This is a genomic window from Limnospira sp. PMC 1279.21 (assembly GCF_032349615.1).
Taxonomy (GTDB): domain Bacteria; phylum Cyanobacteriota; class Cyanobacteriia; order Cyanobacteriales; family Microcoleaceae; genus Limnospira; species Limnospira fusiformis.
Window position 1 is genome coordinate 1 of the sequence record NZ_JARPLU010000034.1, and the last position, 16,719, is coordinate 16,719.

At 45.8% G+C, this 16,719-nt stretch carries 14 protein-coding genes; 9 read left to right on the forward strand and 5 right to left on the reverse strand.

Features of this window, described 5'->3' with window-relative positions; genetic code table 11:
* Positions 1-949 precede the first annotated feature (949 nt).
* Entirely contained in the window at positions 950-1,393 is a 444-nt protein-coding gene (locus tag P5683_RS07495) for an aspartyl protease family protein (RefSeq protein WP_006620410.1), read from the reverse strand.
* A gap of 272 nt (positions 1,394-1,665) precedes the next feature.
* Positions 1,666-1,836 carry a hypothetical protein gene (locus tag P5683_RS07500; RefSeq protein ID WP_006620411.1) on the reverse strand — a complete coding sequence of 57 codons (171 nt, stop codon included), beginning with the start codon at positions 1,834-1,836 and terminating at the stop codon, positions 1,666-1,668.
* A 547-nt stretch (positions 1,837-2,383) separates the two neighbouring features.
* Here P5683_RS07500 and atpD point away from each other — a divergent pair.
* From atpD to ppk1, 6 genes are all read left to right on the forward strand, one after another.
* Complete coding sequence (atpD, locus tag P5683_RS07505) at positions 2,384-3,841, forward strand: F0F1 ATP synthase subunit beta (RefSeq protein WP_006620412.1); 1,458 nt, start codon at positions 2,384-2,386, stop codon at positions 3,839-3,841.
* 126 nt (positions 3,842-3,967) lie between these two features.
* Positions 3,968-4,384, forward strand: a complete 417-nt coding sequence (gene atpC, locus P5683_RS07510) for an ATP synthase F1 subunit epsilon (RefSeq protein WP_006620413.1) — start codon at positions 3,968-3,970, stop codon at positions 4,382-4,384.
* 151 nt (positions 4,385-4,535) lie between these two features.
* Positions 4,536-4,673: a hypothetical protein gene (locus P5683_RS07515; RefSeq protein ID WP_006620414.1), complete on the forward strand. Its 138-nt coding sequence runs from the start codon at positions 4,536-4,538 to the stop codon at positions 4,671-4,673.
* Positions 4,674-4,885: 212 nt separating this feature from the next.
* Positions 4,886-6,799, forward strand: coding sequence for a molecular chaperone DnaK (dnaK, locus tag P5683_RS07520; RefSeq protein WP_006620415.1), 1,914 nt, complete (start codon positions 4,886-4,888; stop codon positions 6,797-6,799).
* Between the two features lie 80 nt (positions 6,800-6,879).
* A complete protein-coding gene (locus tag P5683_RS07525) occupies positions 6,880-7,380 on the forward strand; it encodes a DUF4112 domain-containing protein (RefSeq protein WP_008049770.1) in 501 nt (166 codons plus the stop codon).
* 280 nt (positions 7,381-7,660) lie between these two features.
* Complete coding sequence (ppk1, locus tag P5683_RS07530) at positions 7,661-9,820, forward strand: polyphosphate kinase 1 (RefSeq protein ID WP_006620418.1); 2,160 nt, start codon at positions 7,661-7,663, stop codon at positions 9,818-9,820.
* A gap of 115 nt (positions 9,821-9,935) precedes the next feature.
* Here ppk1 and psbC read toward each other — a convergent pair whose 3' ends face one another.
* Both psbC and psbD read right to left on the reverse strand, forming a co-directional pair.
* A complete protein-coding gene (gene psbC / locus P5683_RS07535) occupies positions 9,936-11,318 on the reverse strand; it encodes a photosystem II reaction center protein CP43 (protein ID WP_006620419.1) in 1,383 nt (460 codons plus the stop codon).
* On the reverse strand, positions 11,302-12,360 hold the full coding sequence (gene psbD, locus P5683_RS07540) for a photosystem II D2 protein (photosystem q(a) protein) (protein ID WP_006620420.1): 1,059 nt from the start codon (positions 12,358-12,360) through the stop codon (positions 11,302-11,304). The genes psbC and psbD overlap by 17 nt, the downstream gene beginning before the upstream one ends.
* A gap of 104 nt (positions 12,361-12,464) precedes the next feature.
* Here psbD and P5683_RS07545 point away from each other — a divergent pair, with 104 nt between their 5' ends.
* The 3 genes from P5683_RS07545 to P5683_RS07555 are packed head-to-tail and all read left to right on the forward strand — an operon-like array spanning position 12,465 to position 15,014.
* Positions 12,465-13,037, forward strand: a complete 573-nt coding sequence (locus tag P5683_RS07545) for a photosystem I assembly protein Ycf4 (RefSeq protein WP_008049765.1) — start codon at positions 12,465-12,467, stop codon at positions 13,035-13,037.
* Positions 13,038-13,047: 10 nt separating this feature from the next.
* Complete coding sequence (locus P5683_RS07550; protein WP_039933245.1) at positions 13,048-13,827, forward strand: peptidylprolyl isomerase; 780 nt, start codon at positions 13,048-13,050, stop codon at positions 13,825-13,827.
* Positions 13,828-13,874: 47 nt separating this feature from the next.
* A complete protein-coding gene (locus P5683_RS07555) occupies positions 13,875-15,014 on the forward strand; it encodes a beta-ketoacyl-ACP synthase (protein ID WP_315639538.1) in 1,140 nt (379 codons plus the stop codon).
* A gap of 214 nt (positions 15,015-15,228) precedes the next feature.
* Here P5683_RS07555 and P5683_RS07560 read toward each other — a convergent pair.
* The coding region (locus tag P5683_RS07560; RefSeq protein WP_315669430.1) for an Ig-like domain-containing protein at positions 15,229-16,719 on the reverse strand (1,491 nt) is incomplete at its 5' end.

The following is a 16,719-nucleotide window of genomic DNA, read 5'->3' on the forward strand; positions in this document are numbered from 1 at the left end:
CTCAAGTTGGTCGCCGCCTAACGCTACAATAAAGAAACTCACTTTTTGGCTAAATATTGGTGCGTTACGGCGGATTGCTAAATTTTCGTAAAAATCTCAAGTTGGTCGCCGCCTAACGCACCCTACAATCAAGTAAAATTTCTCAGTAAGTCTTTGGTAGGGTGCGTTAGTTGGGGGTAAATTTCTGCCTCCAATTAACCATCTCTATTGCCAACGTAACGCACCTTTTTGGCTAAATATTGGTGCGTTACGGCAGATTGCTAAATTTTCGTAAAAATCTCAAGTTGGTCGCCGCCTAACGCACCCTACAATCAAGTAAAATTTCTCAGTAAGTCTTTGGTAGGGTGCGTTAGTTGGGGGTAAATTTCTGCCTCCAATTAACCATCTCTATTGCCAACGTAACGCACCTTTTTGGCTAAATATTGGTGCGTTACGGCAGATTGCTAAATTTTCGTAAAAATCTCAAGTTGGTCGCCGCCTAACGCACCCTACAATCAAGTAAAATTTCTCAGTAAGTCTTTGGTAGGGTGCGTTAGTTGGGGGTAAATTTCTGCCTCCAATTAACCATCTCTATTGCCAACGTAACGCACCTTTTTGGCTAAATATTGGTGCGTTACGGCGGATTGGTAAATTTTCGTAAAAATCTCAAGTTGGTCGCCGCCTAACGCTACAATAAAGAAACTGCCTCATTAACAGTAAGATTATTTTCAGAGGCAATATTTTGAATTAGATAGTATAATTCATCAGGCAAGTTTTCAATTTGAAGTGTAACCATTGCCATCACAGAATAAATTGATTGAGCGATATTACCAGTTTAACTTAATAACTGCCAGAAAATCAACCCAATCCACCTGATTTAGGGGAGTTCGTTGGGAGGAGAGGTATTCGCAGAACCCGACCCTACAATTATTAATTATTAATTATTAATTATCCAAGCGATCGCTTTCAATTACAAAATAGTTAAATAAGTGTCCATTGAGGTTTCGGGTAATAGCTTTAATTGCTGATTTGTCAAATCCAGTTCGATTCCTAATGCTTCCAAAGGCAAAACCCCCAAAAGCGGGTCGCGTCCTCCAGGTAATTCTAAGCATTCAAAAGTTCCTTCTCTACCCAATAGGGAAATACTAGCGTCTCGGAAAACTCTGGCTTTACTGAATCCGTTAGCCGTGGCTACATCAACTTCTTTTAGTAATTCTAAACCTAATTGGGCGATCGCATTGGAAGGAAGGCATAATGTCGTAGCTCCTGTATCCACCAGAACATTATTTAAAGTTAGCGATCGCACTTGTTCGACTGGAATCAAACCTTGTCTGGCATTGGCTTGGTCGATCCGGTTCGTTATGGTTAAAGTCGTGATAATTCGGCCCATGGTCTTTTCGGTGGGATTTGACATGATTGTACCTCCTGCTACTCTACCTCAATTATGACTAAAATTTGAGCAGAGGTGGGATTTCCAAAGCCATGGAGTCTCATGATCACCTTCAACTCAGAAACCGGGTTTTTGCCACTTTCATCACCAGTTTAGCACAAGAAAGCCAACCCAGCACAGACACAAACGGGGTTGCTCATGTAAAATTATTAATTAGTTAGCGGGATCAGAAACCGGGTTTCTGGAAATCGGCTTTTTGGGGGGAGTTATATTACCTACTATAAAATTATCAATTATTAATGATTAATTTTATCGACTTTTAGATTCCGGCTTGGGAAAACTGTAGTCAGTACGATCGCCAGTCGGGATTTTTCGCCAGCGCACTCATTCGCCGGGTCGCCGCCGGGTTGGGTCTCCTGTTGCATAATCATGGAAAAATGCGATCGATTATGGGTTGTCAGTTTCACCCGGGGGACTTGGAGCCTATTCAAACATCCTCCGGGCGGCCGGGTTTCACTTCCAAAAAGAGGGCGATCGCCTTTGGACTCTCTTATCGGACAATGGCCACAATCGCCGGGTCACTTTTCCCCGGAAGCCTTCGAGGATGACCCCGACCTAGCATTGATGACCTGGGGCGACCCCCCTCTGTCACCTTCTCCTAGAAACCTTTAGGGCGACCCTCCCAAAAAAAGCCCCCAGGGGTTGACAACCACCCAGAGTTAATGCTAATATATTGACATATTGTTTAATAATGGAATATTTGCTAAAATCCAAAAAACGGCAATATTTCGATTATATCAAATAATAGCACGGTGAAAGACAAAAAGCAAGCCCGCCCACTGACCAAAAAAATGGGGGTGGTAAGGAAGGATAGTTTTTGGGGACGGTATCAATTTTATCAGCTAAGTTGTTCTTGATGTCTCCATAGAGTGATACCCTAAGAAATGGCAATATTAAATTCTTCTAAAGCTTGCCGAAACATCGGATTAGCGAAATAAGGAAATAGGCGAAAGCATGGTCAGCACCGCAGAAAAAACAAAAATCGGCTACATTACCCAAGTAATTGGTCCAGTTGTAGATATTAAGTTCCCTGATGGCAAACTGCCGGAAATCTACAACGCTCTGAAAATCTCTGGCAAAAACGAAGCCGGCCAAGAGATTTCCGTGGTCTGTGAAGTTCAGCAACTTCTTGGGGATAACCAAGTGCGATCGGTTGCCATGAGTGGTACAGATGGCTTGGTTCGGGGTATGGAAGCCACAGACACAGGGAGAGCGATTCAGGTTCCGGTGGGTTCTGGAACTCTAGGTCGTATCTTTAACGTGGTGGGCGAACCCATTGATAACCTGGGTCCGGTTCCCAATGATGAAACTTCTTCTATCCACCGCCCCGCACCCGCTTTTGTAGATTTGGAGACTAGCCCATCGGTCTTTGAAACAGGCATTAAAGTGGTAGACCTGTTGGCTCCCTATCGTCGTGGAGGCAAAATCGGCCTATTTGGGGGGGCTGGTGTTGGTAAAACTGTAATTATTATGGAGTTGATCAACAACATCGCTAAGGCTCACGGGGGTGTTTCCGTGTTTGGTGGTGTGGGAGAACGTACCCGCGAAGGGAATGACCTCTACAACGAAATGATCGAGTCCGGCGTAATTAACAAAGAAGATCTGGGTCAGTCTAAGGTGGCTCTGGTTTATGGACAAATGAATGAACCCCCCGGAGCGCGGATGCGGGTGGCTCTGTCGGCTCTGACAATGGCTGAATACTTCCGTGATGTCAGTAAACAAGACGTTCTATTATTTATTGACAATATCTTCCGGTTTGTACAAGCGGGTTCGGAAGTGTCTGCTCTCCTGGGACGGATGCCTTCTGCTGTGGGATATCAGCCCACGTTGGGGACGGAAATGGGTGAGCTGCAAGAACGGATTACTTCTACGAAAGAAGGCTCGATTACCTCTATTCAAGCGGTATATGTTCCGGCTGATGACTTGACCGACCCGGCTCCGGCTACTACTTTCGCTCACTTGGACGCGACCACTGTATTGTCTCGTTCTTTGGCATCTAAGGGTATTTATCCGGCGGTTGACCCCCTCGATTCCAGTTCCACTATGTTACAGCCTAGTGTGGTCGGGGAAGAACACTACCAGACCGCTCGTGCTGTACAGTCTACTTTGCAGCGCTATAAAGAACTGCAAGATATTATCGCGATTCTGGGTCTTGATGAACTTTCTGAGGAAGACCGCCTGGTTGTGGCTCGGGCTCGGAAAATTGAACGGTTCCTATCTCAGCCTTTCTTTGTGGCTGAGGTGTTTACTGGTTCTCCGGGTCAATATGTGCCCCTGGAAAAAACTATTAAGGGCTTCCAGATGATTCTCAATGGAGAACTTGACGATATGCCAGAACAAGCCTTCTATATGGTCGGTGATATCGATATGGCGATCGCTAAATGGGAAAAAATGAAGGCTGAGAATAAATAACTCGGTCTGATTAACCTGCAAAGGTGTAGTTAGAGAATCAGAGTCAGAGGAGATAATCCGCCTGATTCTGATTCTTGAGTGCAAAAAAGGCGCTTCAATTGTGGATTTTACTATTAATAACTGAAAATGACATTAACTGTGCGTGTTATAGCCCCTGACCAAACGGTTTGGGATGATACGGCTCAAGAGGTGATTCTCCCAAGCACTACCGGTCAGCTTGGTATTCTTAGTGATCACGCTCCCCTACTAACGGCTTTAGATCCGGGAGTTATGAGAGTGAGAGCTAAAAATGAATGGGTGACTATTGCCCTCATGGAAGGGTTTGCCGAAGTTCAAAATAATGAAATAACTGTTCTGGTCAATGGTGCCGAGAAAGGTGCAAATATTGATGTGGGGACAGCCCGCGAAGCCTATAATCAAGCTCAAGCAGCCGTAGAAGCTGCTAACGCTGGTGGGAATGTGCAGGAGCAAATGAAAGCGAAGCAAGGGTTAAAGCGTGCCAGAGCCCGTCTACAGGCGGCGGGTGACAAGGCAATGGAATAACCAGTTTCTGGTGAAATCAACCACCAAGATCAAAGAGACAAGGCGTGCTTATAGACAGGGCGTGCCTTGTCTGTACATTTTTTATCAAAATGTTTAGTGATGGTTTTTCAGACTGCCAATTAGCGTGAACTAACCAACGACACACAACAGTATGATCGCTAATTTCCCATGGACGGGAAATACAACCTGGGAGTTAGGGTTTGCCACCACATCAAATGCGATCGCTACCTCTACAGTATTCAATAGATATCGCCAACAGCGAGGAAAGGTTAGTTGGCAAGGAGTCTAACCGTCCCTAGAGGTTCGGTAAATACCCCTTCATCAAAATGACTAACCACCCACAGTATAGAGATAAGAATCGATCCTGAAGATCTTATTCAAATAAGAACCCCCGGACTAAATTAAAGTTTCCAGGTTTGACCTGTGGTCAGATACTTGGGCAAATCAATAGCGCCTGAGTAAAGCCGATTTTGTAGTTATGATAGGAGCCAAGACACCAATATGGGAAAAGTAGTTGGAATTGACTTAGGAACCACAAACTCTTGTGTAGCGGTAATGGAAGGTGGTAAACCCACTGTAATAGCCAATGCAGAGGGTCTTCGCACCACCCCGTCAGTAGTTGCTTATGCTAAAAATGGCGATCAGCTAGTGGGACAAATCGCCAAGCGCCAAGCGGTCATGAACCCGGACAACACATTCTATTCAGTAAAACGGTTCATTGGTCGTAAGCAGGAAGAAGTTAGTAATGAGTCTACAGAAGTTTCTTACAAGGTTCTCAGAGACAGTAGCGGCAACGTTAAGCTAGACTGTCCCGCACGAGATAGACAATTTGCGCCAGAGGAAATTTCCGCCCAGGTACTACGCAAACTGGTGGAAGATGCTAGTACCTATCTAGGGGAAACGGTAACGGAAGCTGTAATCACTGTTCCGGCTTACTTTAATGACTCTCAACGCCAAGCGACTAAGGATGCTGGTAAAATTGCTGGTGTTGAAGTTAAGCGGATTATCAACGAGCCTACCGCTGCTTCCCTAGCCTATGGGATGGATAAAAAAAGCAATGAGACTATTTTAGTCTTTGACCTTGGGGGTGGTACTTTTGATGTTTCCATCCTAGAAGTGGGTGATGGGGTATTTGAAGTATTGGCTACCTCTGGTGATACTCACCTCGGTGGTGATGACTTTGACAAAAAAATAGTGGACTACCTCGCTGGGGAGTTCATGAAAGCAGAAGGTGTTGATCTGCGTAAGGATAAACAGGCGCTACAACGTCTAACAGAAGCGTCGGAAAAAGCGAAGCAGGAACTATCTAGCGTTACCCAAGCTGAAATTAACTTGCCGTTTATTACGGCGACTAGCGATGGTCCTAAACATTTGGATATGACCCTCACCCGCGCTAAGTTTGAGGAAATCTGCTCTGATTTAATTGACCGCTGTCGCATTCCTGTGGAAAATGCGATCCGGGATGCGAAACTGGATAAGTCTGCTATTAATGAAGTGGTAATGGTAGGAGGTTCTACCCGTATTCCAGCGGTTAAGGAGTTGGTTAAACGGGTTCTGGGTAAGGAACCTAACCAAACGGTGAACCCTGATGAAGTGGTGGCTGTGGGTGCTGCGATTCAAGCGGGTGTTCTGGCTGGTGAGGTTAAGGATATTCTGCTGCTAGATGTTACTCCTCTGTCTCTGGGTGTGGAAACCCTGGGCGGTGTGATGACTAAGATTATTCCCCGTAATACCACTATTCCTACTAAGAAGTCTGAGGTGTTCTCAACAGCAGTTGATGGTCAGACTAATGTGGAAATTCACGTTCTCCAGGGTGAACGGGAAATGTCCAATGATAACAAGAGTTTGGGAACTTTCCGCCTCGATGGGATTCCTCCGGCTCCCCGTGGTGTTCCTCAAATTGAGGTAACTTTTGATATTGATGCCAATGGTATCTTGAATGTTACTGCTAAGGATAAGGGTACTGGTAAGGAACAATCTATCAGCATTACTGGTGCTTCGACTTTACCGGATACGGAAGTTGAACGCATGGTTAAGGAAGCTGAAAAGAATGCAGCCACCGACCGTGAACGCCGTGAACGTATTGACCGTAAGAACCAGGCTGATACTTTGGCTTATCAGGCTGAAAAGCAAATTTCGGAACTGGGTGATAAGGTTCCCGCTGATGATAAGTCTAAGATTGAGGCTATGATTAAGGACCTGCGGGATGCGATCGCTCAGGAAAATGATGATCAGATTAAAACCTTGACTACAGATCTGCAACAGGCGCTATATACTCTCAGCAGTAATCTATATCAGCAAGCTGGTGGCGCTGCGCCGGGTGCTGAGGGGCCTGGACCGGGTGCTGGTCCTACTGATGGTGATGGAGGCGGTTCTGATGATGTAATTGATGCGGACTTCACCGAAGCTAAATAAGTTAGTAAAGGTTGAGTATTGCAGATAATTTGACTCGGATTCTATGATAGAGGGTATTATATTAATATCCCTCTATTTTTTTGGGAATTTGTCGAGGAGGTTCTTTGAAAAAAGCGATCGCACTACGAGAACTCAGACAATTTAGTGATTTTTTAGATCGAGCTATTCGCATTCCCGGAACTTCCCAAGGTATTGGTTTAGATCCTCTCATCGGATTAATTCCTGGTGGTGGTGATTTATGGGGAGCGGTATTAGCTGCATATATTGTGTTTAGGTCTTTGCAATTAGGTGTACCTAAGAAATTATTGCTGATTATGACATACAATATTGTCATAGATACGGTGTTAGGAAGTGTGCCAATATTTGGTGATTTATTTGATGTATTTTGGCAAGCCAATGTTAAAAATGTCGATATATTAGAGTCATATTTAAGTGATTGTGAAGGGGAAGATATAAACAATATTAAAAACTATTCAGCCGGGAATTTTTCGGGTAAAGGTTGCCTGATATTTACGGCGGTGTTATTCGTCACATCAATCATAGTTTTGGCATTAATAATTATTGTGTCTTTCAGCGGTTAAATAATGTGGAATTGCCTATATATATGGGCAGAGATTGGGGGTTAATCCTAATTAAATATCAAAAGGCGATCGCTTGAATCATACTTAACAAAAATTTAACATATAGTAACTGCCAGGATAATTAGGGAGTTGGCTGTTCCCTGTGGTAAGTAAAGACCAGGCACAGCTTACCCCTACTTTTCAGTGTTAAACTTCCTGTAGTATGTATTACCTGTTACCCGATTCAGGTATTATCCAATCAATCACCTGTTTCCCGGACTCCCGGGATTAATTTGAGATTATGGCAAAATCTAAAAAAACCGACAACTCCACATCTGTCAAAATTGACATGAAGGACCCTCAATACTTTTTTAACCGAGAACTGAGTTGGCTAGAATTTAACCGCCGGGTACTAGCGGAAGCATTAGATCCTCGCACGCCACTATTAGAGCGTCTAAAATTCATGGCAATATTTAGTTCCAATTTAGACGAATTTTTTATGGTGAGGGTAGCCGGGTTAAAACGCCAAATGGAAGCCCATGTTAATAAACGTACCCCTGACGGTCGCACTCCCAGACAGCAGCTTACAGAAATTCACGAGAAGTTGCTACCCATGGTATCTGAGCAACATAATGTTTTTGATAAAATTATCAAACCTGAACTAGGACAACATAATATTCACCTCCTGAACTACATTGACTTAAATCAGGAACAGCGGAACTATTTACACGAGTATTTCGAGTCACAAATTTTCCCAGTTCTCACTCCGTTAGCCATTGATAGAAGCCATCCTTTTCCCTACTTATCTAACCTCAGTCTTAATCTAGTGGTGGTGCTAAAAAATCCCGAAACTAACGAAGATCTATTGGCTCGAATTAAAGTCCCGAAACTATTACCTAGATTTATTGCTATTCCCGACCAATTCCAGAAACGGGAAGAGAGCGAAAGTTGTTTTTGGGCGGGAGTTCCAATTGAACAGCTAATTGCTCATAATTTGGAATCTCTATTTCCCGGAATGAATATCCTCGATTACTATCCCTTCCGAATTACCCGGGATGCGGATTTATCGGTTCAGGAGGATGAGGGAGATGATTTATTACTAGCGATTGAACAGGAGTTAAGAAAGCGACGTTTAGGCGGTTCGGTGGTGAGATTAGAAGTAAATACCGCCATGCCTGAGTATATCCGAGATATGTTAATGGAGGAACTAGAAATAGATCCAGAGGATATTTATAGCTTAGATGGACTGCTAGACCTGAAGGATTTGATGTCATTTATAGGCCTTCCTATACCGGAGTTAAAAGATCCTGATTGGACTCCGGCTCTACCCAAATGGTTAGCTGATAGTGATGAAACTACCTGTTCGAGTAATGGGGAACTGGAAAAGGATATTTTTGCAATTATTCGACAGGGTGATGTATTGGTGCATCATCCCTATCAATCTTTTTCAGCGACGGTACAGCAGTTTATTACCCAGGCGGCGGATGATCCGAATGTGTTGGCGATTAAGATGACTTTGTACCGAACTTCTGGGGATTCGCCAATTATTAATGCTCTCATTGCGGCGGCGGAGAATGGTAAACAGGTGGCGGCTTTAGTGGAGTTAAAGGCGCGATTTGATGAGGAAAATAATATTCATTGGGCGCGGAAGTTAGAACAGCGGGGAGTTCATGTGGTTTATGGGGTGGTGGGGTTAAAAACCCATACCAAAATTGTGATGGTTGTGCGCCATGAAGAAGGTCATATCCGCCGTTATGTTCATATTGGTACGGGGAACTATAACCCGAAAACGGCGAAACTTTATACAGATTTGGGGTTGTTTAGTTGTCGGGAAGAGTTGGGAGAGGATTTAACGGATTTGTTTAATTTCTTGACGGGGTATTCTCGCCAACAGTCCTATCGAAAATTGCTGGTTGCGCCTGTGAATATGCGCGATCGCTTTTTGGGTTTAATTCGCCGGGAAATTGACAACTGTAACGCCGGGAAGACGGGGCGAATTGTGGCGAAGATGAATTCTTTAGTAGACCCGGAAATAATTGCTACTCTTTATGAGGCTTCCATGGCGGGAGTAACGATTGATTTAATTGTGCGAGGGATTTGTTGTTTACGTCCGGGGGTGAAAGGAATTAGTGAAAATATCAATGTAATTAGTATTGTGGGGCGATTTCTGGAACACTCTCGGATTTTCTATTTCCACAATCATGGTGAGGAGGAGGTTTATATTGGTTCAGCAGATTGGATGCCGAGAAATTTAAACCGACGAGTAGAGGCGATCGCACCAGTAGAAGATCCGAAAATTGTCAAAGATTTACAGGAAATCCTAGGGATTATGCTATCAGATAATCGTCATGCTTGGGATTTACAGTCTGACGGGATTTATATTCAGCGTCAACCGGCTGATAAGGCTCCTGAACTAAGCGCCCAAACAATTTTTATGGAAACAGCGGAAACGGGGAAATAAAGTCCCATCAAAGTGCGAAAAACCCCACCGTTTATAGGTGGGGTAAATTTTCCTAACTGTTAGGAAATCAACCTCTAATTCCCCCTGTTATAAAGGGAGAATTAAGGAGACTGAATTAGTCTAGGTCAGGCATAGCGAGAACTGGCTCAGTCTCGCGATCAATTCCTTTTTCAAAGCCAGCCACAGCAGCGCGGGCGCGACCTGCGTGCCACAAGTGACCAACCAGGAAGAAGAAAGCGAGAATAAAGTGAGAAGCAGCCAGCCAAGCACGGGGGTTAACGTAGTTGAACCCTTGAGCTTCAGTAATGATACCGCCTACGGAGTTGATAGAACCGTTAGGAGCATGGGTCATGTACTCAGCAGCGCGACGTACTTGCCAAGGCTGAATGTCATTTTTGAGCTTGTTCAGGTCAAGGCCGTTAGGTCCACGCAGAGGCTCAAGCCAGGGGCCTTTGAAGTCCCAGAAACGCATAGTTTCACCACCGAAGATGATTTCACCAGTGGGGGAGCGCATCAGGTATTTACCCAGACCAGTGGGGCCTTGGGCGGAACCGATGTTAGCACCGAGTTTTTGGTCACGAACTAGGAACACAAAGGACTGAGCTTGGGATGCTTCAGCGTTAGTGGGGCCATAGAATTCGCTGGGATAAGCGGTGTTGTTAAACCAGACGAAAGCAGAGGCAATGAAAGCCATCAGAGACAAAGCACCGAGGCTGTAGGATAGATAGGCTTCTCCAGACCAGATGAAGGCACGACGAGCCCAACCAAAGGGCTTAGTCAAGATGTGCCAAACACCACCAGCGATGCAGATCAGACCGATCCAGATATGACCGCCGATGATATCTTCCATGTTGTCCACACCAATTATCCAACCTTCACCACCGAAGGGGGCTTTAAGTAGGTAGCCAAAGATAACCAACGGGTTTAGGGTAGGATTGTTGATGATGCGAACGTCACCACCACCAGGAGCCCAAGTATCGTAGACACCGCCAAAGAACATGGCTTTGAATACGAGTAGAAGCGCACCGCAGCCCAACAGAATCAGGTGATAACCGATGATGTTGGTCATTTGGTTTTTATCTTTCCAGTCGTATCCGAAGAAGGAGGAATATTCTTCCAGGACTTCAGGACCACGAACAGCGTGATAAATGCCACCTAAGCCGAGAACTGCAGAGGAGATCAAGTGTAGTACGCCGACGACAAAGTAGGGGAAAGTGTTAATCACTTCACCACCAGGCCCGACACCCCAACCTTGGGTAGCCAAGTGAGGCAACAGAATCAGACCTTGCTCATACATGGGCTTTTCGGGAACGAAGTGGGACACTTCAAACAGGGCCATTGCCCCAGCCCAGAATACAATGAGTCCAGCATGGGCTACATGAGCGCCCAGCAGTTTTCCAGAAAGATTGATTAAACGAGCGTTACCAGACCACCAGGCGAACCCTGTGGATTCTTGGTCGCGACCGCCTAAGTAAGAATTGCTAGAGAGCGTTACCACGCGGTAATACCTCCTCAGGGAATACAAAGTTTTGATGAGGTTGATCGGCTGGAGCCATCCAAGCGCGAATACCCTCGTTGAGCAGAATGTTCTTAGTATAGAAGGTTTCAAACTCCGGATCTTCTGCGGCGCGTAATTCTTGTGACACGAAGTCATAAGCACGCAGGTTTACAGCTAGACCCACTACACCGATGGAACACATCCACAGACCTGTTACGGGAACGAACAGCATGAAGAAGTGTAACCAACGTTTGTTTGAAAAAGCAATACCGAAAATTTGAGACCAAAAGCGGTTGGCTGTCACCATGGAATAGGTTTCTTCCGCTTGGGTCGGTTCAAAGGCTCGGAAGGTGTTAGATCCTTCTCCGTCTTCAAACAGGGTGTTTTCTACTGTAGCACCATGAATAGCACATAGTAGCGCACCGCCGAGGATTCCCGCAACTCCCATCATGTGGAAGGGGTTTAGAGTCCAGTTGTGGAATCCTTGGAAAAATAGGATAAACCGGAAGATACCTGCTACACCAAAGCTGGGAGCAAAGAACCACCCCGACTGACCCAAGGGGTACATTAAGAATACGCTCACGAACACGGCAATAGGGCCGGTGAAAGCGATCGCATTATAAGGACGAATGCCAACCAACCGGGCGATTTCCAACTGACGCAGGCAGAACCCAATCAGTGCGAAAGCTCCATGCAGGGCTACAAAAGCCCATAAACCCCCTAATTGGCACCAGCGGGTAAAGTCCCACTGAGCTTCGGGACCCCACAGGAACAGTAGGGAGTGCCCCAAACTGTTAGCGGGGGTGCTGACGGCAGCGGTCAGAAAGTTGCAACCTTCTAGGTAGGAACTGGCGAGTCCGTGGGTGTACCAAGAGGTAACAAAGGTGGTTCCTGTCAACCATCCCCCGATAGATAGATAGGCGCAGGGGAAAAGCAGGATACCCGACCATCCCACAAATACGAACCGATCGCGCTTCAGCCAGTCATCGAGGACATCAAACCATCCTCTAGTGACTTGAGGGCGCTCGACTGCTATAGTCATTTGAGAACGTTCCTCGGGATTTTCTAAAGATCATGCTTTGTTAAGCAAGTTAACATAAATATATATTACAGTTCACATTTTTGGCAAAGATTTCTGAGATTTTTATGAACACACAGACAGAAAAGGCCGCTATGGGCGATCGCATTCTTGAAAAGCAAATCTTAGGTTCGCGTCGCTTCAGTAACTACTTTTGGGCGACCACAATCACTATTGGCGGGGTAGGTTTTCTGCTGGCTGGGCTTTCCAGCTATTTGGGCCAGAACCTGTTACCCTTTGCTGACCCTTCCCAACTAATTTTTCTTCCCCAGGGGCTGGTCATGGGACTTTATGGCACTGCTGCCATATTATTAGCGACATACCTATGGCTAGTCGTTATCTGGGATCTTGGTGGCGGTTACAATAGATTTGACCAGGAAACTGGGGAAATCGAGATTTTTCGTTGGGGGTTTCCTGGCAAGAACCGCCGGGTTGAGTTCAACTGCAATCGTTCCCAAGTCCAATCTATTCGGGTAGATCTCAAAGAAGGACTTAGCCCCCGTCGCGCCTTGTATCTAAAATTAAAGGACAGGCGGGAAATTCCTTTAACCAGGGTGGGCCAGCCTATGGCTTTATCTGAGCTAGAAAATGATGGGGCCCAACTGGCTAAGTTTCTACAGGTTCCCTTGGAGGGACTTTAACATCAGGTACATGAAAAATAGACTACTAAACATGATTAGAGGGTGGCTGTGGCTTTTGTCTCTGGTGTTCCTAGTTCTGGTAACGGGCTGTGGTAGCCCATCAGTTGGGGACTCCATGGGGGTCCAAAATACCACGCCACCCGGCGGCAGTCAAAGGGCTGCTTCCATTTCTGCAACTAATAATTCAAGCATAATGAGCAATTTACCAAGACTCGAAGGAAAGGCAACTATTGTCATGACGGTTAACGGATCGCCGATTACCATTGAGGTAGACGGCATAGCAGCCCCAATTACGGCGGGAAATTTTGTAGATCTAGTTAATCGTGGGGTTTATGATGGGGTGTCTTTTCATCGTGTCGTGCGCGACCCACAACCTTTTGTGGTTCAGGGTGGCGACCCCCAAAGTAAGGATGAAACTGTTCCGACTTCTCGGTTAGGTACGGGGGGATTTATTGACCCGGAGACTTCCCAACAGCGCTATATCCCCTTGGAAATTAAACCGAGGAATGCGGATGAACCGATTTATGGCAAAACCTTTGATCAGGCTAAGATTAATGTGGCTCCCCTATTAAGCCATACCCGGGGGGCGGTAGCTATGGCTCGTTCCGCATTACCTGATTCTGCTTCCTCTCAGTTCTATTTTGCTCTGTCGGATTTGCCTTTCCTAGATGGCAATTATGCGGTTTTTGGCTATGTTGTCGATGGTATGGCGGTTGTAGACCAAATTGAACAGGGCGATCGCATTGAGTCGGCTAAGATTATTACGGGGTTAGAGAACCTCCAAAATTAGCAGATTGTTACGATTTGCAACAAGAAACTCAGTTTCTGGGTTGGTAAGTGGCTGTGGATGTTGTGGTTACCGGAATAGGTTTGCGTTCGGCTAGTGGTGATCTTAACCAGACTTGGGAAGCTATCATTAAGGGTCAGACGGCGATCGCCTTGTCTCAACCTTTCCCGGAACTTCCCCCGTCGCCTCTAGCAATGTGGGGAAGCCAACCCACCCACCTACAGCCACTAATTCAGCCGACGGTAGCTGAGACTTTAGCAGATGCCGGGTTAGAATTTCCCTTAACTGATTGTGGGGTAGTAGTGGGGTCTTCTCGTGGCTACCAAGCCGATTTAGAAGGACTGGCTAGGGACACTACAGACAGTTGTCTGGGATTATTCCCTGGTTTTCTGCATGGTCAACTAGCTGCTACGATCGCCGCTATAATTGGCTCTGAAGGTCCGGTATTGAGTCCTATGGCTGCTTGTGCGACCGGACTGTGGGCGATCGCTCAAGGATTTGAGTTAATTAAAACCCAACAATGTCAGCGCGTGATCGTTGGGGCACTCGAGGCTCCCATTACTCCCCTAAGTTTAATCGGATTTGCCAAAATGGGTGCTTTAGCCTCTCGGTCTGCTTACCCATTTTCTCGGCGGCGAGATGGTTTAGCCTTGGGAGAAGGCGCGGCGCTTTTGGTATTGGAGTCAGCAGAACTTGCCCATCGCCGCCATGGTAAGATTTATGGGAGTATTTTAGGCTTTGGTGTCACCGTGGATGCCTGCTATCATAATAAGCCCGATGGTGAGGGAAAAAGTGCGATCGCTGCTATTCAAAGAAGCCTTAATGACAGCCATCTTCATCCTACTGATATTGACTATATTCACGCCCACGGAACTGCTACCATTTTAAATGATAAACACGAAGCCTTTATTATTAATCAACTATTCCCCCATGGTGTAGCGGTGAGTTCCACCAAAGGCGCAACAGGTCACACTTTAGGCGCTTCTGGTGCTTTGGGGGTCGCCTTTTGTTTAAAGGCATTAGAACAGCAACTTTTACCGCCTTGTGTAGGGTTACAGGATTTAGAATTTCCCCTAGATGTAGTCACCACTCCCCGGTCAACGGTGGTCAATAATGTGCTGTGTTTAGGGTTTGGATTTGGGGGGCAAAATGTGGCGATCGCTTTAGGAAATCATCCTCCGAAAAAATAGACTTAATTATTGAAATTCACCACATGGATATCCAACCTAGATAGATAAAAAAGTAGAGACAAAGTATGCCTTGCCTCTACTGTTAGTAGGTACACTTATTAAATTAAGTCACAGGCTTTCCAGTCCAACTAGGTATTTACTTGATGAATTTGAGCCTTATTTAGTTTAGCAAACCAATGGCAAAATTTCCATCAATACTAGACAGCACCAGACACTAGACAAACCTGAAGATATTATCATCTTGCAAACTGATATCAGTCAACCCTTGCAAGACTCCCACCAGTTCCCTGGGAGTTTCCGAGTTAGGCGGATTAACTTGGTAAATCGCCGTAGCATTAGCAAATCCCTGGGGTAAATCACCAATCTCGTAATTAGCTGGAGTTCCTGGCAGAATAATTAAGTCTTGATTCATCTGAAAATCAGCTACCACACTGTAGCCATCCCCAGGAACCAGGATAAAGGTATCATTACCCTCTCCTCCCCGCAGAGTATCAATCCCTCGCATTCCTCCGTACAAGACATCATTACCCTTATCGCCCCAGAGTTCATTATTACCAGCACCACCGATTAAGGTATCATTGCCCTGACCTCCGAAGAGGGTATCATTACCACCCTGTCCAAATAGGATATCATCATCCTTATTTCCAAACAGCACATCATTACCATTGCCACCCACAAGCGTATCATTACCCTGACCTCCAAACAGGGTATTATTACCAGCAGTTCCCTGAAGGAAGTCATTACCCTGAAAACCTAGCAAAGTTTCATCCGAAGCACTACCTAGAATCAAATCAGGATCATCCGTACCAAATAACTGATTTGGGAACTCTAAGGAAGCCTGAGTAATAAAGCCCAAATTCGCATCAGCAATGCCAGGTATAGGAGGTCTGACCGAATTGATATCAATGGGAGGTATAGTAGGCTGTTCGACTTCCGGCTGTTCGACTTCCGGCTGTTCGACTTCCGGCGGTTGAACTGGAGGACGAGGTATGGGAGGAGCAACATCCAAATCCAGGTTAAGCACCGATACATCAGGCACATTGAGACCATCAAAGAGCGGATCGGAACTGACTGTAGGAGCTAAAATTATTTGATAGGGTTGATCTCCGTCAACACGGCCATCATCAGGAACCCCTGTCACAGTTACAGTTTGGGCTTGATTCCAATTAGCGGGAGTAAATACCAACTGATTAGGACTAACAACCCCTTCCTGTGGATTGGAACTACTAACCCCAATGGATACATTAGCAGTCGGTGGGCTATCCAGTACCACTGTAAATCTGTCGGTTTGTCCGTCTTCAGCAGTGACCAAGCCTGCTGTAGGTTCAACTGTCACTCCAGGAGTTGGGTTAACTGTAACCGTCACATTAGCCGTAGCTGTATCAGTTCCATCACTAACTGTGTAGACAAAACCAGCATTTCCGGTAAAATCAGCTTGCGGCGTAAAGATGACATTATCACCATCTAATCTTACTGTAGCATTTTCGGGATTGCTAACACCTGTAACAGTAAGAACATCCTCATCTGGGTCAGTATCATTAGCCAGTAAATCAGCAACCGCAATGGTCAACGCCTGATTTAAGAAACCACGAAATTCATCATCTTGAGGTTCTGGGGGATTGTTAGGCGGCACCGTATTGACCTCTTGAACAAAGGGTGCAGGAGCCACCAACAAGTTCCCTGCTGCGTCGGTAGCAGCTTCTGG

Excerpts from the sequence above, each read along its gene's own strand:
- P5683_RS07515 (WP_006620414.1), top strand. The coding sequence starts at position 4,536 with ATGATCGCTAATTTCCCATGGACGGGAAATACAACCTGGGAGTTAGGG.
- dnaK (WP_006620415.1), top strand. The coding sequence starts at position 4,886 with ATGGGAAAAGTAGTTGGAATTGACTTAGGAACCACAAACTCTTGTGTA.
- atpD (WP_006620412.1), top strand. The coding sequence starts at position 2,384 with ATGGTCAGCACCGCAGAAAAAACAAAAATCGGCTACATTACCCAAGTA.
- ppk1 (WP_006620418.1), top strand. The coding sequence starts at position 7,661 with ATGGCAAAATCTAAAAAAACCGACAACTCCACATCTGTCAAAATTGAC.
- P5683_RS07545 (WP_008049765.1), top strand. The coding sequence starts at position 12,465 with ATGAACACACAGACAGAAAAGGCCGCTATGGGCGATCGCATTCTTGAA.
- P5683_RS07550 (WP_039933245.1), top strand. The coding sequence starts at position 13,048 with ATGAAAAATAGACTACTAAACATGATTAGAGGGTGGCTGTGGCTTTTG.
- P5683_RS07495 (WP_006620410.1), bottom strand. The coding sequence starts at position 1,393 with ATGTCAAATCCCACCGAAAAGACCATGGGCCGAATTATCACGACTTTA.
- atpC (WP_006620413.1), top strand. The coding sequence starts at position 3,968 with ATGACATTAACTGTGCGTGTTATAGCCCCTGACCAAACGGTTTGGGAT.
- psbD (WP_006620420.1), bottom strand. The coding sequence starts at position 12,360 with ATGACTATAGCAGTCGAGCGCCCTCAAGTCACTAGAGGATGGTTTGAT.